The 16,218-nt window shown below is 34.1% G+C and carries 28 protein-coding genes, 2 tRNA genes and 1 pseudogene; all 31 read left to right on the top strand.

Annotation, left to right across the window (positions count from 1 at the left end):
- The first annotated feature begins 27 nt into the window (after positions 1–27).
- The 31 genes and pseudogenes from carA to wTpre_RS02195 all read left to right on the top strand — a co-directional run bounded on the left by carA (position 28) and on the right by wTpre_RS02195 (position 16,196).
- Positions 28–1,116 carry a glutamine-hydrolyzing carbamoyl-phosphate synthase small subunit gene (carA, locus tag wTpre_RS02345; RefSeq protein WP_068651684.1) on the top strand — a complete coding sequence of 363 codons (1,089 nt, stop codon included), beginning with the start codon at positions 28–30 and terminating at the stop codon, positions 1,114–1,116.
- A gap of 109 nt (positions 1,117–1,225) precedes the next feature.
- Positions 1,226–1,307, top strand: a tRNA-Tyr gene (locus tag wTpre_RS02340).
- Between the two features lie 3 nt (positions 1,308–1,310).
- Positions 1,311–1,381: transfer RNA gene (locus wTpre_RS02335), tRNA-Gly, on the top strand.
- A 77-nt stretch (positions 1,382–1,458) separates the two neighbouring features.
- On the top strand, positions 1,459–2,631 hold the full coding sequence (gene tuf, locus wTpre_RS02330; protein WP_068651682.1) for an elongation factor Tu: 1,173 nt from the start codon (positions 1,459–1,461) through the stop codon (positions 2,629–2,631).
- 14 nt (positions 2,632–2,645) lie between these two features.
- The gene (rpsJ, locus tag wTpre_RS02325; protein ID WP_068652604.1) at positions 2,646–2,966 is read left to right on the top strand and encodes a 30S ribosomal protein S10; all 321 of its coding nucleotides are present in this window, start codon (positions 2,646–2,648) and stop codon (positions 2,964–2,966) included.
- Positions 2,967–2,975: 9 nt separating this feature from the next.
- The gene (gene rplC, locus wTpre_RS02320; protein WP_068651679.1) at positions 2,976–3,698 is read left to right on the top strand and encodes a 50S ribosomal protein L3; all 723 of its coding nucleotides are present in this window, start codon (positions 2,976–2,978) and stop codon (positions 3,696–3,698) included.
- A gap of 2 nt (positions 3,699–3,700) precedes the next feature.
- The gene (gene rplD, locus wTpre_RS02315) at positions 3,701–4,315 is read left to right on the top strand and encodes a 50S ribosomal protein L4 (RefSeq protein ID WP_068651677.1); all 615 of its coding nucleotides are present in this window, start codon (positions 3,701–3,703) and stop codon (positions 4,313–4,315) included.
- Positions 4,312–4,599: a 50S ribosomal protein L23 gene (locus wTpre_RS02310; protein WP_068651675.1), complete on the top strand. Its 288-nt coding sequence runs from the start codon at positions 4,312–4,314 to the stop codon at positions 4,597–4,599. Before rplD ends, wTpre_RS02310 begins: the two co-directional genes overlap by 4 nt.
- A 1-nt stretch (position 4,600) precedes the next feature.
- A complete protein-coding gene (gene rplB / locus wTpre_RS02305; protein WP_068651673.1) occupies positions 4,601–5,425 on the top strand; it encodes a 50S ribosomal protein L2 in 825 nt (274 codons plus the stop codon).
- A 3-nt stretch (positions 5,426–5,428) separates the two neighbouring features.
- Positions 5,429–5,713, top strand: a complete 285-nt coding sequence (gene rpsS, locus wTpre_RS02300; protein ID WP_068651671.1) for a 30S ribosomal protein S19 — start codon at positions 5,429–5,431, stop codon at positions 5,711–5,713.
- A 9-nt stretch (positions 5,714–5,722) separates the two neighbouring features.
- Positions 5,723–6,073, top strand: a complete 351-nt coding sequence (gene rplV, locus wTpre_RS02295) for a 50S ribosomal protein L22 (RefSeq protein ID WP_068651669.1) — start codon at positions 5,723–5,725, stop codon at positions 6,071–6,073.
- Between the two features lie 38 nt (positions 6,074–6,111).
- Positions 6,112–6,732: a 30S ribosomal protein S3 gene (gene rpsC / locus wTpre_RS02290; protein ID WP_068651667.1), complete on the top strand. Its 621-nt coding sequence runs from the start codon at positions 6,112–6,114 to the stop codon at positions 6,730–6,732.
- An 11-nt stretch (positions 6,733–6,743) separates the two neighbouring features.
- Complete coding sequence (gene rplP / locus wTpre_RS02285; RefSeq protein ID WP_068651665.1) at positions 6,744–7,157, top strand: 50S ribosomal protein L16; 414 nt, start codon at positions 6,744–6,746, stop codon at positions 7,155–7,157.
- An 11-nt stretch (positions 7,158–7,168) separates the two neighbouring features.
- Positions 7,169–7,372, top strand: coding sequence for a 50S ribosomal protein L29 (rpmC, locus tag wTpre_RS02280; protein WP_068652602.1), 204 nt, complete (start codon positions 7,169–7,171; stop codon positions 7,370–7,372).
- Positions 7,365–7,595 (top strand): 30S ribosomal protein S17, encoded by a 231-nt coding sequence (rpsQ, locus tag wTpre_RS02275; RefSeq protein WP_068651664.1) that lies wholly within the window; start codon positions 7,365–7,367, stop codon positions 7,593–7,595. Before rpmC ends, rpsQ begins: the two co-directional genes overlap by 8 nt.
- Positions 7,596–7,613: 18 nt before the next feature.
- Positions 7,614–7,973: a 50S ribosomal protein L14 gene (rplN, locus tag wTpre_RS02270; protein WP_068651662.1), complete on the top strand. Its 360-nt coding sequence runs from the start codon at positions 7,614–7,616 to the stop codon at positions 7,971–7,973.
- Entirely contained in the window at positions 7,973–8,290 is a 318-nt protein-coding gene (gene rplX, locus wTpre_RS02265) for a 50S ribosomal protein L24 (protein ID WP_068651660.1), read from the top strand. The genes rplN and rplX overlap by 1 nt, the downstream gene beginning before the upstream one ends.
- Before the next feature lie 6 nt (positions 8,291–8,296).
- Entirely contained in the window at positions 8,297–8,833 is a 537-nt protein-coding gene (gene rplE / locus wTpre_RS02260; RefSeq protein ID WP_068651658.1) for a 50S ribosomal protein L5, read from the top strand.
- An 11-nt stretch (positions 8,834–8,844) separates the two neighbouring features.
- Complete coding sequence (rpsN, locus tag wTpre_RS02255) at positions 8,845–9,153, top strand: 30S ribosomal protein S14 (RefSeq protein WP_068652600.1); 309 nt, start codon at positions 8,845–8,847, stop codon at positions 9,151–9,153.
- Between the two features lie 22 nt (positions 9,154–9,175).
- Entirely contained in the window at positions 9,176–9,571 is a 396-nt protein-coding gene (gene rpsH, locus wTpre_RS02250; RefSeq protein ID WP_068651656.1) for a 30S ribosomal protein S8, read from the top strand.
- Between the two features lie 16 nt (positions 9,572–9,587).
- Positions 9,588–10,133: a 50S ribosomal protein L6 gene (gene rplF, locus wTpre_RS02245; protein ID WP_068651654.1), complete on the top strand. Its 546-nt coding sequence runs from the start codon at positions 9,588–9,590 to the stop codon at positions 10,131–10,133.
- Between the two features lie 5 nt (positions 10,134–10,138).
- A complete protein-coding gene (gene rplR, locus wTpre_RS02240) occupies positions 10,139–10,510 on the top strand; it encodes a 50S ribosomal protein L18 (RefSeq protein ID WP_068651652.1) in 372 nt (123 codons plus the stop codon).
- Positions 10,511–10,522: 12 nt separating this feature from the next.
- The gene (rpsE, locus tag wTpre_RS02235) at positions 10,523–11,035 is read left to right on the top strand and encodes a 30S ribosomal protein S5 (RefSeq protein WP_068651650.1); all 513 of its coding nucleotides are present in this window, start codon (positions 10,523–10,525) and stop codon (positions 11,033–11,035) included.
- Positions 11,036–11,038: 3 nt separating this feature from the next.
- Positions 11,039–11,509, top strand: coding sequence for a 50S ribosomal protein L15 (gene rplO / locus wTpre_RS02230; protein ID WP_068651648.1), 471 nt, complete (start codon positions 11,039–11,041; stop codon positions 11,507–11,509).
- A 3-nt stretch (positions 11,510–11,512) separates the two neighbouring features.
- Positions 11,513–12,841, top strand: a complete 1,329-nt coding sequence (secY, locus tag wTpre_RS02225; protein ID WP_068651646.1) for a preprotein translocase subunit SecY — start codon at positions 11,513–11,515, stop codon at positions 12,839–12,841.
- Positions 12,838–13,479 carry an adenylate kinase family protein gene (locus wTpre_RS02220; RefSeq protein WP_068651644.1) on the top strand — a complete coding sequence of 214 codons (642 nt, stop codon included), beginning with the start codon at positions 12,838–12,840 and terminating at the stop codon, positions 13,477–13,479. Before secY ends, wTpre_RS02220 begins: the two co-directional genes overlap by 4 nt.
- A gap of 59 nt (positions 13,480–13,538) precedes the next feature.
- Complete coding sequence (rpsM, locus tag wTpre_RS02215) at positions 13,539–13,907, top strand: 30S ribosomal protein S13 (protein WP_068651642.1); 369 nt, start codon at positions 13,539–13,541, stop codon at positions 13,905–13,907.
- Positions 13,908–13,931: 24 nt separating this feature from the next.
- Positions 13,932–14,318 (top strand): 30S ribosomal protein S11, encoded by a 387-nt coding sequence (gene rpsK, locus wTpre_RS02210; RefSeq protein WP_068651640.1) that lies wholly within the window; start codon positions 13,932–13,934, stop codon positions 14,316–14,318.
- 20 nt (positions 14,319–14,338) lie between these two features.
- Entirely contained in the window at positions 14,339–15,406 is a 1,068-nt protein-coding gene (locus wTpre_RS02205; protein WP_068651638.1) for a DNA-directed RNA polymerase subunit alpha, read from the top strand.
- A gap of 7 nt (positions 15,407–15,413) precedes the next feature.
- Positions 15,414–15,842, top strand: coding sequence for a 50S ribosomal protein L17 (rplQ, locus tag wTpre_RS02200; RefSeq protein ID WP_068651636.1), 429 nt, complete (start codon positions 15,414–15,416; stop codon positions 15,840–15,842).
- A 10-nt stretch (positions 15,843–15,852) separates the two neighbouring features.
- Positions 15,853–16,196, top strand: a pseudogene (locus wTpre_RS02195) (YraN family protein).
- The last annotated feature ends 22 nt before the right edge of the window (positions 16,197–16,218 follow it).

Here is a 16,218-nt window from a genome sequence, read left to right as displayed (position 1 = left end):
ATACCTTAAATGAGTTGAGAGAATTAAATGCAGGATGCAGCTTTGGTTTTACAAGATGGCAAGTGCTTTTTGGGAAGATCGATAGGTAAAAACGGTAAATGTATAGGCGAAGTTTGTTTTATTACTGGTATGACCGGATATCAACATACTATAACCGATCCTTCTTTTGCTAATCAAATCATAGCGTTCACTTTTCCTCATATTGGTAATGTTGGAATAAATCACAAAGATAATGAAGGAGAGAAAATTTTTGCAAGTGGGGTGGTTATGCGTGAACTTTCTCTTATGTCTCACCCTTCTTCATATATTAGTTTACATGATTGGTTGGGGAAAAATAATGTAGTTGGGATATCGGGAATTGATACTAGAGCTTTGACGAGATATTTGAGAAAACATGGATCTCAAAATGGAATGATATGTCTGTCAAGTGAGGCACATATATTAGATGAATTGAAGAAATACAAATCTGTAAATGGAATAGAAATAACTAAGAAAGTCAGTTTAAGTAATAACTTTCAAAGCGCTCTTAATGCAAAATATAGGGTTGTAATTGTTGATTTCGGTGTAAAAAATAGTATAATCTCACGCTTAGTAGAACTTGATTGTACGGTTGAATTAGTCAAACCAGATACAGGTTTTGCTCACAAAATATTAAGCATGAATCCAGATGGTATAGTACTTTCAAATGGCCCTGGTGATCCACAAGTGATAGGAGAGAGTGTAATTTTAGAAATAGAAATTATTGTAAAATCTAAAATACCAGTTTTTGGCATATGCCTCGGCCATCAATTACTTGCAGTTACTTTGGGAGCAAAGACTGTCAAGATGGATATTGGTCATCGGGGTAGTAATCATCCAGTTTATGATCTGGAGAATAAAAAAGTTGAGATAACTAGCCAAAATCACGGTTTTGTTGTTGATTCATCTTCTCTTCCAAGTAACGTTGAAGTTACTCATATTTCTCTATTTGATAATAGTGTAGAGGGAATAATGATGAAGGATTACCCAGTCTTTTCTACTCAATACCATCCAGAAGAAGCTCCAGGTACACATGATTCACATCATTTATTTGGGCGTTTTATTGACAATATTTTGTTATACAAAAGTAAAATCTAACTGAAATCAGTTAGATTAGCTTTTATTACTTGATCTTTTGGATTTGGGTGTTTAATATTGAGAATAATAAGGCTTAAGTTAAGGTAGTGTTCTCTTAACGGACTCTTGTGGAGGAGTGACCGAGTGGTTAAAGGTAACAGACTGTAAATCTGTCCGCATTGCGTACGTAGGTTCGAATCCTACCTCCTCCATGTGCGGGTATAGCTTAATGGTAGAGCTCTAGCCTTCCAAGCTAGTGACGTGGGTTCGATTCCCACTATCCGCTCTTTTTTTGTTGTATTTATATAAAATCAACATATCATCTATTGATGTATTTATATTTTAGGTAGAAGAATTAAGATTATGACAGCGATAGTAGAAGCATTTGGAAAGCCGCATGTAAACGTGGGAACGATAGGACATGTGGATCATGGGAAGACAACGTTAACGGCGGCGATAACAAAGCATTATGGTAATTTTGTAGCATATGATCAAATAGATAAAGCGCCAGAAGAAAGAAAGAGAGGGATAACAATAGCAACAGCGCATGTTGAATATCAAACAGAAAAGAGACACTATGCGCACGTTGATTGTCCTGGACATGCTGATTATGTAAAGAATATGATAGTAGGTGCAGCACAGATGGATGCAGCGATATTAGTGGTGTCAGGGGTTGATGGGCCGATGCCACAAACGAGAGAGCATATATTGCTGGCAAAACAGGTGGGTGTTGGATATATCGTGGTATATATAAATAAAGCTGATGTTGCTGATGCTGATATGATAGATTTGGTAGAAATGGAAGTGAGAGAGTTGCTGAGTAAGTATGGATTTCCAGGTGATGAAGTCCCTATGATAGTTGGGTCTGCGTTAAAAGCATTAGAGGATGACGGTAGTGAATATGGAAAGAAATCAATAGATAAATTGATGGAGAAGTTAGATGAGTATGTGGCGGTACCTCCAAGGCCTATAGATTTGCCGTTTTTGTTACCAATAGAAGATGTATTTTCAATATCGGGCCGAGGGACGGTAGTAACAGGAAGAATAGAGAAGGGGGAGATAAAGACGGGCGATGAGATAGAGATAATAGGTCTGAGAGGGACGCAAAAGACGATATGTACTGGTGTTGAGATGTTTAAGAAGTTGCTAGATAAGGGTAGTGCAGGACTCAATGTAGGGATACTCCTAAGAGGAACAAAGAGAGAGGAAGTGGAGAGAGGGCAAGTACTGGCAAAACCAGGGACAATAACCCCGCATAAGAGATTTAATGCGGAGGTGTATATATTGAAGAAAGAAGAAGGAGGAAGGCATACGCCATTTTTTGGAAATTATCAGCCACAGTTTTACTTAAGGACAACGGATGTAACTGGCAGCATAAAATTGCTAGATGGAAAGGAGATGGTAATGCCAGGGGACAATGTAAGTATAGAAGTGGAGTTGCAAGTACCAATAGCAATGGATAAAGGATTGCGTTTTGCGATAAGAGAAGGTGGTAGAACTGTTGGTTCTGGCGTTGTTTCGGAAATTTTAGAATGAGTGTAATGACTAAGATGAAGCAAGATATATATATTAGAATCAAAGCTTTCGATTGTTCTTTGTTGGAAAAGTGTATTCGCGAGTTTATTGATCAATTAAAGCAGTTTAATGCAGATTTATCTGGTCCAATTGCATTACCAAGAAAAGACTCTAAGTTTACTGTTAATAGATCTCCTCATGTTGATAAAAAATCTCGTGAGCAATTTGAAATGAGAATTTCTAAGCGGTTAATTATTGTACATAATCCTACTTCTACTATGATGAAGATGCTTGCGGATTTATCTTTTTCCGCTGGCGTAGAAGTGGATTTAAGGGTTAAAGAAGTTAATATTTAGGAAAAGGAAATGGAGAGAATAAACTCGCTCAGGAGAATTGGTTTGTTAATGACGAATGTTGGCCATACCGCTATGTATTTTGATAATAGCCGCATAGCTGTAACCTTATTGCATCTCAGCGAAACTTATATTATTGATGTAAAAGGACAAGATAAATGTGGCTACAATTCAGTCATTTTAGGTACAGGAGATTTAAAAAAAATAGCAAAACCTCAGTTGGAATATTTAAAGAAAAAAGGTATAAATAGTAAGTGTAAGTTATACGAAAGTAGATTAACTGATTTATTCGGAATAGAATGTGGTAAAAAGGTGGGGGTTAATCATTTTGTAGTTGGTCAATATCTTGACATTACCGGTTATTCTTTAGGCAAAGGGTTTGCTGGTGTGATGAAGAGGCATAACTTCAGTGGGCTTAGGGCATCTCATGGCGTTTCTATTGCTCATAGATCACAAGGTTCTACTGGTCAATGTCAAGATCCTGGTAGAGTGTTCAAGGGGAAGAAAATGGCTGGTCATTTGGGTGGTGGTAGAGTAACTGTGCAGAATATGAAAATATTATCCATTGACTATGAAAATAGCATAATTGCTGTAAAGGGTAATAATGTTCCTGGGTTTAAAAACTCTTATGTTTTTGTGAGAGATGCAATTAAAAAGCCTTTACATAAAGATGTTCCTTTTCCAGTAGGTCTGCTGTTGAATGTGAGTGGTGATGATGGTAATTTGGTGAGTTAGTTATGGAATGTAAATTAGTTGATCTATCTAATAATAATGTAGGCAGTGTTGAGCTTAATCCCTTGATATTTTCTACCAAGAGAAAATTGAGTATTTTGCATGATGTAGTGAGATGGCAATTGGCAAAGAGAAGAGTTGGTGCTCATAAAACAAAGGGTATCAGTGATGTTTCTGGTACAACAGCTAAGCCGTATGGTCAAAAACGTACCGGTAGGGCGAGACAGGGGAGCTTACGATCTCCTCAATTTAGAGGTGGTGGAATTATTTTTGGTCCTGTTGTGAGGAGTCATGCTTATTCTCTTAACAAAAAAGTACGTAAATTTGGTTTGAGAATTGCTTTGTCTCTAAAATATTTAAATAATCAAGTTGTTGTTCTTGATAGTTTAAATGTTGATGTGAAGAAAACATCTAAAATGTGTGAATATATCAAAAATTTTAAATTCTCTTCTTTTTTAATAGTTGGTGATTATGGAGATGATTTGTTACGTACTGCTAAAAATTTACATTATGTAGATTTAATCAAACCCATTGGGTTGAATGTTTTTGATATATTAAATCATGAATGTGTGATGTTAACAAAAGACACTTTAAAGTATCTTGAAGGTAGATTGTTATGATTAAATATAATAATATAATAAAATCTCCTGTAATCACGGAAAAGTCTTCTCTTTTAAGAGAGAAGTTTAATAAATACTCTTTGTATGTTTTTGTAAATGTAAATAAGCGTCAAATAAAATCGGCAATAGAGTCTTTATTTAATATCAGAACTTCTTCTATAAATGTTATTAGGGTTAAACCTAAATATAGACGTTTCAGGGGTGTGGTTGGTTGTAAAAAACAGAGAAAAAAGGTTTATTTTTCTTTGATAGATGGTCAAAAATTAGATATAATGAACGTTTGATATGGGTATGAAATTTTTTAATCCTGTTACTCCGTCTTCTCGTGGGACTATATTAATAAGTAGAACTGGTTTATCAAAAGATAAGCCAGAGAAGTCTCTTGTCTTTGGTAAGAAATCCAGTGGTGGAAGAAATAATCATGGTAGAATTACAACTCGTCACAGGGGTGGTGGTCACAAGAAGAAGTATAGAGTTATAGATTTTAAACGTAATAGAAGTGGTCAGGGTGTGGTTGAGAAAATAGAATATGATCCAAATAGAAGTGGGTTTTTAGCATTAGTATCATATGGGGAAGATGATACTAAATCTTATATATTAGCTCCTCAGGGTATGAATCCTGGTGATGTTGTGACAGCTGGAGATGATGCTGATATTTTGCCAGGGAATTGTTTACTACTCAAGTATATACCTGTTGGTTCTTTTGTTCATAATGTTGAGCTGAAGCCGGGTAATGGTGCTGCGATTGCTAGAGCCGCTGGTTGTTATGCACAAATCGTTGGTCGTGATGGCCAATATGTTTTATTACGACTCAGGTCTGGTCAAATTAGGCTGATTTTATCTTCTTGCAAGGCTACTATCGGTGTAGTATCTAACCCTGACCATAAGAATAGAAAGTTGGGTAAAGCTGGGAGAAGTAGGTGGCTTGGGATCAGACCTACTGTACGTGGAGTTGCGATGAATCCGATCGACCATCCTCATGGGGGTGGGGAGGGAAAAACTTCTGGCGGTCGTCATCCTGTTACTCCTTGGGGTATTGCGACAAAAGGAAGGAAAACTAGGAAAAAAAATAAATCTAGTGATAAGTATATAAAAAAATTAAAAGGTTAATTTATGAGTAGATCTGTATGGAAACCGCCTTTTTTACACCCATCTGTGCTAAGATTAGTTCAGAGAGCTTTAAAAGAGGGTTCTATTAATAAGGTGATAAAAATTCATTCCAGGGCTTCTGTAATTCTTCCTAATCATTTGGGTTTAAAGTTTGCTGTTTATAATGGTAAAGATTACATTCCTGTTAGTGTTGATAATCAGAACATGATAGGTCATAAATTTGGTGAATTTTCACCTACTCGTAAATTTACTGGGCACAGTGGTGATAAAAAGGCAACAAGAAGATAGGTAATTTATATGAAAGATAGAGATATAATAGTTGAGGCTGGTTCTAGGATTTTAAGATCGACTCCTCGCAAATTGAATTTGGTTGCTGATTTAGTGCGTAATAAAAAAGTTTCTTTTGCTAATATACAGTTAAGATTTTGTGAAAAAAAAGCTGCTGGTTTTATAATGAAAGTGTTGAATTCTGCAATTTCTAATGCTCAAAATAATTATGGATTGAACATTGATAATTTATATATAAAGGAAATTTTAATAGGTAAGTCCCTTACTTTGCGTAGAGTATATCCAAAAGCTATGGGTAGGGCTAATAGAATGAGTAAATTTTATAGTAAAATAACTATAAAATTGAAAGAAATTATATGATTTATAGAAATAGAAAGTTAATAAGGAAAGTGTGAAATATGGGACAGAAGGTTAATCCTAAAGTATTTAGATTACGGGTAAATGGTAATACCTGGGATTCTGTTTGGTGTGCTACAGACGGTTATAAACAGAGATTGCATCACGATCTATTTATTCGCGGTTATATAAATGAATCCTTTAAGCATGCTGGTATTTCTAAAGTAATTGTAGAGCGTACAGTTAATTTAGTGTCTATAATAATACATTCCTCTAAGCCTGGAGTTATAATAGGTAAGAAAGGTTTGGATGTTGAGAAGATAAAGCAAAAAATAGCTAAAAAAGTAAAAAGTGGTGTCGAAGTCAATGTAGTGGGAGTTAAAAAGTCTGAAATAGATGCGGTTTTGATATCAAGGAGTATTACACATCAGCTAGAAAAAAGGATTTCATGTAGAAGAGCGATGAAAAAAGCTATTCAAAATTGTTTGAAGATGGGTGCTGAGGGTATTAAAGTAAGTTGCTCTGGGCGTCTTGGTGGAGCTGAAATAGCTCGTACTGAATGGTACAAAGAAGGTCGTTTGCCTTTACACACTTTGCGTGCTAATATAGATTATGCTCTTTGTGAAGCGAAGACTATATCTGGTGTTATAGGAGTTAAAGTTTGGGTTTATGTTGGTAGTTAAGGTATATTGAAATGTTCGTTCCCAAAAAGAGTAAATATAAAAAGTCATTTAAGGGGAGAATTAAGGGTAATGCTAAGGGTGGTAGCACGTTGTCCTTTGGAGATTATGGATTAAAAGCTATGGAGGTAGGTAAGGTTCAGTCTAAGCATATTGAAACTGCAAGGCGCGTAATATCTAGAACGTTAAAACGCTCTGGTAAATTGTGGATAAGAATTTTTCCTGATACTCCGGTTAGTAAAAAGCCAGCAGATGTACGTATGGGTAAAGGGAAAGGTAGTGTTGAATTTTGGGTATTTAGAGCTAAGCCCGGTAGGGTTTTGTTTGAGATTAGTAGTGATGTTCCCATGTATTTAGCAAGATCGGCGCTTGAAAAAGCGACTGCTAAGCTTCCTATGAAGTGTAAATTTATATCTAATCATAATTGAATGGAGTTGCAATGGATATAGTTAAACTTGAATCAGAATCTTCACAGGGATTACATGAACTCCTTGTGAATTTAAGGAAAGAATTTGTTAATTTGGCTTTTCAAAAAAAGCTGGGCCAGTGCAACAATTTTTCACGTTTTAGCTTAATAAAAAAGAGCATAGCTCGTAGTCTAACTGTGTTGAATAGAAGAAAGGGAGAGGGAAGGAATGCCTAAGAAGGTTTTGTGTGGTGTCGTAACTAATGCTGAGTCTGATAAGACTGTGAAGGTTTCGGTGTTACAAATGTATAAGGATAGGTTGTATAGAAAAGTTATTAGAAAATATAAGAAGTATACAGCACATGATGAGGATAATAGTTGCAAAAAGGGGGATAAGGTTTTAATACAGGAACATAAGCCTATTTCTGTTACTAAAAAATGGGTTGTTATCAATAGCTAAAAGGGAATAGGTACTTATATGATTCAAAAAAATACATTGTTAGAGGCCGCTGATAATTCTGGTGCGCGTGCAGTTCTTTGTATTGGCTTGTTGGGTGGTAGGAAATCTGCATCTGTAGGTGATACGATTATTATATCTACTAAGTCTATTAACCCAAAAGGTAAGGTTGAAAAAGGAAAAGTATATAAAGCAGTTGTTGTTAGAGTAAAAAGTAGTGTCAAGAAATCTGATGGTTCTGTAATTCGTTTTTCTAGCAATGCTGTGGTTTTAATTAATGATCAAGGTGAACCACTTGGTACTCGTGTGTTTGGTCCAGTAAAAAAGTTACTATCTGGTTCTTTTATGAAAATAATGTCATTAGCTGATGAGGTTTTATAATGAGTGCTAAAATAAAAAGTGGTGATGATATTATAGTTTTAACTGGTAAGGATAAGAGAAAAATTGGCAAGGTAATCAAAGTTATAATATGTGATGCTAAAAAGAAAGTATTTGTTTCTGGCATAAATGTGTGTAAGAGACATACTAAACCAAGAGCTGGTAGTAGTGGTGGTGTGTTGAATAAAGAGTTAGCTATTGATGTATCCAATGTTGCAATATTGGATCCTAAGTGTAAAACTCCAACTAAAGTAGGATTTAAGATTGTAGATGGTAGAAAAGTGCGTTTTGCAAAAGTTTCTGGAGAAGTAATAGATTAGGTTGGTATGTTTAAACGATTGTATAAAGATAATATAGTAAAATCCTTAAAGGATAAGTTTAGTTACGGAAATGTAATGCAAGTGCCTAAACTTGTCAAGGTATGTATCAATATGGGCGTTGGAGATGCTGCTACGGACAATAAAGCGATAAATGAGCCATTTGATGATCTACATTTAATTGCTGGGCAAAAGCCTGTGTTAACCTTTGCAAAAAAATCTATTTCTGGTTTCAAAATTAGAAAAGGTGCAACGGTAGGTTGTAAAGTGACTTTGCGTAGAAATAAAATGTATGAATTCTTAGAAAGGTTAATATATATTGCTTTGCCAAGGGAAAAAGATTTTAGAGGGTTTAGTGTGAAGCAATTTGATGGTCATGGTAATTTTTCCTTTGGTATCAAGGAGCATATATCATTTTTAGAAATAGACTATGATAAAATAAGTAAAATTAGAGGTATGGATATTAATATTATAACAACTGCAGTTAGTGATAAGGAAGCAAAGGAATTATTACTAGCTCTTAAATTCCCTTTTTTTGATAATTGAGAGAAATATATATGGCAAAAAAATCCATGATACAGAAGAATCTTCGTAGGGTAAAGTTGTGCGATCAGTATAGGGAGAGAAGGGAACAACTAAAATCTATAATGAATAATAGGGATTTATCTATTGCAAAAAGATTTGCCGCTCAAAGTAAGCTGATTAAAAAATTTCCTAGAGATTCTTCTAAAATCAGAATTAGGAATAGATGCGCTTTAACTGGTAGGCCGAGAGGAGTATATAGAAAATTTGGTTTATGTAGGATTGTTTTACGTGATTTATGTTCTTTTGGACAAGTTCCAGGGGTTACAAAATCTAGTTGGTAAATGTGATATAAGGAGTGTAATAGTGTCGTTATCTGATGGTATTGGTGATTTTTTAACAAGAGTACGTAATGCTCAATTGGCAATGCATAGGGAAACAAGAGTCCTATTCTCTAAGGTGAATTCTTCTATATTGAAGATCTTAAAAGAGGAAGGGTATATTCTTAATTATGAAAAGCAAGAGAGTGATAGTGTACCTTCGCTTGTTGTACAGTTGAAGTATTATGATAAATTACCTGCGATTAATGATATAGCTAGGGTATCAAAGCCCGGTTGTCGTTATTATTCTAAGTGTAAGGACATTTCTAAAGCATATAATGGCCTTGGAATTTTTATTATATCTACGCCGAAAGGAGTGATGACCGATTATAATGCACGTAGATTAAAAGTTGGTGGAGAAGTTTTGTGTCGTGTATTTTAAATGATAGGAGAAATGTATGTCTCGTATAGGTGCCGCACCTATCACTATTCCTGCTGATCTTTCAGTCGAATATAATGATGGTAGGGTGTTGATAAGAAGTGTTAGGGCAGAAGAAGAGTTGAGCTTGTATAGTGGCATTCTGTGTCAGATAGTTGATAATCAATTGTTGCTTTCTGTTGATCAAGGCAGGGATGATTATAATAAAATAAAATCTATATGGGGTACTTATAGAAGTAATATTAATAACATGATTAACGGTATGGTTAATGGTTTTTCTGTTGATCTTGAGATTAATGGTGTAGGTTATAAAGCAGAATGTGATGATAAGTATTTGACTTTATATCTTGGTTATAGTCATAATATTAAGTATAAAGTCCCTAAAGACGTTGAGATTAAGTGTATAAAGCCAACTCATTTAGTGATTCGCGGTATGGATAAGCAAAAAGTCTATATGGTCGCTTCTGATATATGCAAAATTAGAAAATATGATCCTTATAAAGGTAAGGGTGTTGTAATAAAAGGCAAATTTATGCTGCGTAAGGTTGTAAATAAAAAGAAGTAATTAAAATGAAAAGATTGTATAATTTTTTAAGTGGCTATAAAAAAAGGAAACTTCGTAATAGAGCAAAGCTCGATAAGAGCGCTGGGCGTTTACGTATATCCATATTTAAGTCTAATAGACATTTTTATGTTCAGTTGATTAACGATGCAAAAGGAACAACCTTAGCTTCTGCTTCTACTTTGGATGATAAAATTAGGAATGTATGTAAAGGTAGGGTCAATGCTGAAACTATAAAAAGGGTTTCTTCTTTATTGATCGAGCGTCTGCCTAGTACAAGATTGCAGCAGCGGTTCGTCTTTGATCGGGGGGCATATAAGTATACAGGATTGATTTCTCAATTTGCTGAAGCTTTAAGAAGCTCTGGATTTGAATTTTAGAAGGTTTGAAGTATGGCTGTAAAGAATTTACAAAGTAATAATGATTTATCAGAACTTTTGGTTTCAGTCCGAAGGGTAACAACGGTTACTAAAGGTGGTAGAAGATTTTCATTTTCAACCTTGGTTGTTGTTGGTGATGGTAAGGGTAGGGTAGGATGTGGAATAGGTAAACATGTAGAGGTTGCTGAAGCAAGAGTGAAAGCTGTGAATGCTGCAAAGAAGTCGATGGTTAGGGTGTACTTACGTGAAGGTAGAACTTTACATCATGATATTAAAGCTAAATTTTGTTCTGGTGAGATAGTTTTAAGAGCTGCAAGAACTGGAACGGGTATTATTGCTGGTGGAGCAATGAGGTCGGTTTTTGAGGTATTAGGTATAAAGGATGTAGTAGCTAAGTCTACCAGATCAAATGATCCCCATAATATTATATGTGCAGTATTTAAGGCTTTTGGTGTTATGTTATCTCCTCGCCAAGTGGCAGGTAAGAGGGGTAAAAAGATTAGTGAGATAGTTGGAAATAGGTAAAGTATGAATGATGCTGTAAAATTAAATTCTGTGTTTACCAAATTATCTAAGAAAAAGAAGCCTAAGTTATTAGGTAGAGGCATTGGTTGTGGTAAAGGTAAAACATCCGGTAGGGGGCATAAAGGACAAAAAGCGAGAAGTGGAGTTTCTATAAATGGTTTTGAAGGTGGACAGCAGTCTATATATACTCGTTTACCTAAAAGAGGTTTTAAGCCTATACGCAAAAACTTATACTCTATATTTAATGTTGGTGATGTACAGTGCTTAATGGAAGCTAAAAAAATAGTCAAGGATTCTATCATAGATAAGGAGCTACTACATAAATTAGGTTTTATAAGATCTGTTAAAAGTAAAATCAAACTTCTTAATAAGGGTAAATTGAGCGAAAAATTTGTGTTTCATGTTGATTTTGCATCAGAAGCTGCAAAAAGATCTGTAGCTTCAGTTGGTGGTAGTGTAGCAATACTGTCGTAAATCATGAGCAGTAAATTTGCATTTAATAGTTTGGATTCTACGTTATTATATAAAACTGATTTACTAAAGCGTATATTTTTTACGCTAATGGCTTTAGTTTGTTATCGTTTAGGTACTTATGTTCCTATTCCTGGAGTTAATCTTGATATAATCAATGATGTATTTCCAAAAGAGAGTTCCGGTGTTTTTGGAATATTTAATTTATTTTCTGGTGGCGCTTTAGCTAGAATGACGATCTTGGCGTTAAACGTTATGCCATACATAGTTGCATCCATAGTTATGCAATTATTATCTTCTGCAGTTAAAGGAATCAATGAAATTAAAAATGAAGGAGAGTTAGGACGTCGAAAGATGAACTCTTATATACGCTATATGACTGTAGTGTTTTGTATCTTTCAATCAATTGCGATCTTGATAGGGTTAGAAAGGATGAATGGGGAAGGGGTATTAGTTGTAGTTGAACCTGGTATTATGTTTCGTACTATAGGTGTCTTTAGCCTTTTAGGTGGAACTGTATTTTTAATATGGCTTGGTGAGAGGATTAGTGTGAGCGGTATAGGCAATGGTATATCATTAATCATTTTTACTGGCATAACATCTGAATTACATAATGCTTTATCATCTCTGCTAACATTAAATAAAAATGGTAGTATGTCTTTTTTCATTACCCTTTTTGTTATAGCATTGTTTTTTTTACTTCTCCTTTTAGTCATTTTTACAGAATCTTCTTATAGAAAGGTGATTGTTCAATATCCCAAAAAACAGTTTAAAAAATTACATAATGATGATTTTACTTACATTCCATTGAAGATCAATTTATCTGGTGTAATACCAACTATTTTTGCTAACGCAATTTTATTAACGCCTATTTCAATTGCAAATTTCTATAAAGGTCATGCCATTGCCGATTTTATTTTAAACTACTTTATGGCAAATAAAATGATGTACATTATAACTTACTTAATACTCATAGTACTTTTTAATTTTTTCTATACCAATTTTATATTTAATCCAGAGGAAAATGCTGATTTTCTTAGGAAAAATGGTGGTTTTATTCCTGGTAGAGGGCCTGGAAAACATACTTCTGATTATCTTCAAGATGTAGTTTTTAAATTAACATTTATTGGATCTGCGTATTTGGTGGTAATATGTACTATACCTGAAATTATGAGGTACCATTATGATATACCATTTATTTTTGGTGGGACGAGCTTGCTGATTATAGTTAACGTTATTACTGATACTATTATGCAAGTACAATCTTACGTTTTTTCAAATAGGTACGATAGTTGGATAAAGAAATATGAGTCTAAAACAAGGAGACTAAAGTGATTGTTACAATTTTTGGTCCTCCTGGATCTGGTAAGGGTACTCAGTCCAGTTTATTAATAGCAAAGTATAATTTTGAATTAGTTTCAGTAGGAGATTTATTAAGGAATATTATATCTAGTGGGAGTAAATTAGGTAAAGAAATAAAGGATACTGTTGAATCTGGTAATTTAATTCAAGATGAAGTTATATGTAAATTATTGTGTGACCAGCTTGCATTAATAGATGGTGATTTTTTGTTAGATGGTTTTCCAAGAAATTTAAATCAAGCTCATTTTTTGACTCAAGTTTTGCAAAAAAGATGCAATAGGGATGTTGATCTTGTAATTGAGTTGCAGCTTGACGATAATATTGCAATTAATAGATTAAAAGATCGTCTTACTTGTTTGGATTGTAAAAGTGTATATAGTATATCTTCTTTTAAAAATACCACTTGTGCTAAATGTGAAAGTACGAGATTGGAGAAGAGAATTGATGATGCTAGTATGCTTGCAATTAATAAGAGGATAAGAGAATATCATTTTCAGATGAAGGATTTGCGCGAGTATTATAAGGGTAGGTTATTAACAATTAATGCTAACTTGAGTGTTGATAGAGTAATGCAAGAGATTGAAAGTAAAATTTCTTGTAATTTGATTTGACTATAAGTTGTTTTATGGTATAACTTAGGAGTTATTTTTAATAAAGTATCGAGGTATTAGTGGCACGTATTGCAGGCATAAATGTTCCAGTCAAGAAGTGTGTTCCCTTCGCATTAACTTATATACATGGTATAGGTATTACTACTGCGAATATAATTTGTCGTAGTTGTAAAATTGATGAGCGTAAGCGTGTTTCGGAATTACAAGATGAAGATATAGAGAGAATTAGTAGTTTTATTAGGCAAAAATATGTCATAGAGGGTGAACTCAGAAAAAAAGTGGCTATGGATATAAAATCTTTAATGGAAATCGGTTGCTATAGAGGATTAAGGCATAGAAAAGGTTTGCCTGTGAGGGGGCAAAGAACCCATACCAATGCTAAAACTCGTAAAGGCAGATCTAAATTACCTATTGCTGGGAAAAAATAAAATTTGTTATTATCGTGATTTTTTATGAAAAAAGTTAAAACGGTTGGTAAGAATACAAAAAGGTTTATTAGTGGTATTGTCCATATTCGTGCGACTTTTAATAACACTTTTGTAAATGTGACTGATATTTGTGGTAATACGCTTTACCAAACTTCTGTTGGTGCATGTGGTTTTTCTGGTTCGAGAAAATCTACACCTTATGCTGCAGGTAAGGTTGCCGATTCTGCTGCGAAGAAAGTAATAGAGAGATTTGGTATGAAGGTTGTCTCTGTAATAATTCGTGGTCCTGGTTTTGGTGCAGAAGCTGCAGTTAAAGCACTTCGAAATTGTGGATTGACTGTCACTTCAATTGCAGATAAAACGGCGGTACCTCATAATGGGTGTAGATTGAGGAAAAAAAGAAGAGTATAGGATATTTGGAAGGTTTTTGTATGTATTATAGTGATAGTGTTTCTTTCTATGGGGATTTAGATAGATTAACTAAGCCTAATGCGATTAAGGTAGTATCAGGTGATTCAAGTAAAAAAGGTGATATAGTTCTAGAACCTTTGGAAAGTGGTTTTGCTTTAACGTTGGGTCATGCATTAAGGCGTGTGATGTTGTCTTCTCTTCGCGGTAGTGCTGTTTATGGAATAAAAATTGAAGGCGTGAATCATGAATTTACTTCGATCCAAGGAGTTAGAGAAGATATAACTGATATAGTATTAAATATGGGCATGTTGAGATGTAAGCTAAATAACACGTCTAATAAGTGCCTGAATTTGAGAGCTAAAGGTCCTTGTCAAGTATTAGCTGGAATGATAGAAACTGACGACCAATGCTCTATTGTTAATAAAGATTTGGTGATATGTACACTAGGTCAAGATATGGAGCTTAGCATTGCTATATATGTTGCTAGTGGAAAAGGTTATCTTTCTATAAATAAATATAAAGAAAATGAATTTTTAAAGTCTATGAATGAACAAGATTTAATTGGTTTTATTCCAGTTAATGCTTTATATAGTCCTGTTGAGAGGGTTTCGTACAGAGTGGAGAATAGTCGTGTTGGTCAAGTTACTGATAAAGATAAGCTGATATTGTCAATTGAAACTGATGGTACAATCTCTCCCAGTCAAGCTGTTGACTATGCTGCAAGAATATTACAGGAGCAACTTCAGCCTTTTATTAGTTCTGATATGAGTTATAAAAAATCGCAGGTTTCTTTGTCTAGTGGTGCTAAAGATTTGGGCTATGATCCTATTCTATTGCGTAAAGTAGATGAAATGGAATTATCTGTTAGATCTCATAACTGTCTAAAAAATGAAAATATAATTTATATAGGTGATCTTGTGCAAAAGACGGAAGTTGAAATGTTAAGAACCGCTAATTTTGGTCGAAAGTCTTTGAATGAAATCAAGGCAATTTTAAATAATTTAGGTTTGTCTTTGGGTATGAATATACCAAATTGGCCGCCTAAGGATATAGATGAACTGGCTAAACAACATACTGATGAGGATTAGGTAGTATATGAAACATGGAATAAAGAAAAATAAACTGTCTCGTTGTACCGGGCATAGGTTATCAATGTTAAAGAATCTATCTATTTCGTTAGTTAATCATGAGCAGATTGTAACTACTTTACCAAAGGCTAAAGCACTTCGTCCATATGTGGAAAAGTTTATTACAATTGCTAAGAATAACGATTCTTTACATGGTAGAAGGCTTTTGCTTTCACGTCTTCATAATAGTAAGTTGGTAGTTGATAAATTATTAAGCGTTCTAGCTAATCGTTATCAAGACCGTAAAGGTGGATACTCTAGAATAATAAAATTTGGTACTCGAAAGGGTGATTGCGCTCCAATGGCAGTGATAGAGCTGGTTGATAGGGATATTTCAGCAAAAGGTGAGATTTATAGTAAAAATAAAAAAGGAAACAAAGTGGTTACACAAAGCTAATTATTTTTTCATGGTAAGTAGGTTACGCTATTTTGCAGGTTACTTTGGGGAATTGTTAGCTTCGATATATTTAAAGATAAAATTCTATAATATTAGAAAACGTCGCTTCCGTTGTAAGTTGGGTGAAATTGACTTAATTGTATCTAAAAAAAAGGAACTGATTTTTATAGTAGCTAAAACAAGTTTATATGGAAAGGAAGTACCGATATCTTATTTTCAGTATCAGTCTATTATAAATTCTTCTAAGTATTTCTTAAGTAAAAATCTTGGTTTTTTAGATTATTCAGTCAGATATGGTTTATGTTTTCTTTCCTTAAGGAGAAGACCTATCTATACAAAAATGCTTGGATTTAATAATGGTAGCTTAAATAACTTA

The sequence above is a fragment of the Wolbachia endosymbiont of Trichogramma pretiosum genome, from assembly GCF_001439985.1.
Taxonomy (GTDB): Bacteria; Pseudomonadota; Alphaproteobacteria; order Rickettsiales; family Anaplasmataceae; genus Wolbachia.
This window is presented reverse-complemented; position numbering and strand designations above follow the sequence as displayed.

Excerpts from the sequence above, each read along its gene's own strand:
- rplO (WP_068651648.1), top strand. The coding sequence starts at position 11,039 with ATGAATGATGCTGTAAAATTAAATTCTGTGTTTACCAAATTATCTAAG.
- tuf (WP_068651682.1), top strand. The coding sequence starts at position 1,459 with ATGACAGCGATAGTAGAAGCATTTGGAAAGCCGCATGTAAACGTGGGA.
- rpsS (WP_068651671.1), top strand. The coding sequence starts at position 5,429 with ATGAGTAGATCTGTATGGAAACCGCCTTTTTTACACCCATCTGTGCTA.
- rplP (WP_068651665.1), top strand. The coding sequence starts at position 6,744 with ATGTTCGTTCCCAAAAAGAGTAAATATAAAAAGTCATTTAAGGGGAGA.
- rplX (WP_068651660.1), top strand. The coding sequence starts at position 7,973 with ATGAGTGCTAAAATAAAAAGTGGTGATGATATTATAGTTTTAACTGGT.
- rpmC (WP_068652602.1), top strand. The coding sequence starts at position 7,169 with ATGGATATAGTTAAACTTGAATCAGAATCTTCACAGGGATTACATGAA.
- wTpre_RS02205 (WP_068651638.1), top strand. The coding sequence starts at position 14,339 with ATGTATTATAGTGATAGTGTTTCTTTCTATGGGGATTTAGATAGATTA.
- rplF (WP_068651654.1), top strand. The coding sequence starts at position 9,588 with ATGTCTCGTATAGGTGCCGCACCTATCACTATTCCTGCTGATCTTTCA.
- rpsQ (WP_068651664.1), top strand. The coding sequence starts at position 7,365 with ATGCCTAAGAAGGTTTTGTGTGGTGTCGTAACTAATGCTGAGTCTGAT.
- rplE (WP_068651658.1), top strand. The coding sequence starts at position 8,297 with ATGTTTAAACGATTGTATAAAGATAATATAGTAAAATCCTTAAAGGAT.
- rpsJ (WP_068652604.1), top strand. The coding sequence starts at position 2,646 with ATGAAGCAAGATATATATATTAGAATCAAAGCTTTCGATTGTTCTTTG.
- wTpre_RS02310 (WP_068651675.1), top strand. The coding sequence starts at position 4,312 with ATGATTAAATATAATAATATAATAAAATCTCCTGTAATCACGGAAAAG.
- rpsK (WP_068651640.1), top strand. The coding sequence starts at position 13,932 with ATGAAAAAAGTTAAAACGGTTGGTAAGAATACAAAAAGGTTTATTAGT.
- carA (WP_068651684.1), top strand. The coding sequence starts at position 28 with ATGCAGGATGCAGCTTTGGTTTTACAAGATGGCAAGTGCTTTTTGGGA.
- rplN (WP_068651662.1), top strand. The coding sequence starts at position 7,614 with ATGATTCAAAAAAATACATTGTTAGAGGCCGCTGATAATTCTGGTGCG.
- rplD (WP_068651677.1), top strand. The coding sequence starts at position 3,701 with ATGGAATGTAAATTAGTTGATCTATCTAATAATAATGTAGGCAGTGTT.
- rplB (WP_068651673.1), top strand. The coding sequence starts at position 4,601 with ATGGGTATGAAATTTTTTAATCCTGTTACTCCGTCTTCTCGTGGGACT.
- secY (WP_068651646.1), top strand. The coding sequence starts at position 11,513 with ATGAGCAGTAAATTTGCATTTAATAGTTTGGATTCTACGTTATTATAT.
- rpsE (WP_068651650.1), top strand. The coding sequence starts at position 10,523 with ATGGCTGTAAAGAATTTACAAAGTAATAATGATTTATCAGAACTTTTG.
- rplC (WP_068651679.1), top strand. The coding sequence starts at position 2,976 with ATGGAGAGAATAAACTCGCTCAGGAGAATTGGTTTGTTAATGACGAAT.
- rplV (WP_068651669.1), top strand. The coding sequence starts at position 5,723 with ATGAAAGATAGAGATATAATAGTTGAGGCTGGTTCTAGGATTTTAAGA.
- rplQ (WP_068651636.1), top strand. The coding sequence starts at position 15,414 with ATGAAACATGGAATAAAGAAAAATAAACTGTCTCGTTGTACCGGGCAT.
- rpsC (WP_068651667.1), top strand. The coding sequence starts at position 6,112 with ATGGGACAGAAGGTTAATCCTAAAGTATTTAGATTACGGGTAAATGGT.
- rpsN (WP_068652600.1), top strand. The coding sequence starts at position 8,845 with ATGGCAAAAAAATCCATGATACAGAAGAATCTTCGTAGGGTAAAGTTG.
- rplR (WP_068651652.1), top strand. The coding sequence starts at position 10,139 with ATGAAAAGATTGTATAATTTTTTAAGTGGCTATAAAAAAAGGAAACTT.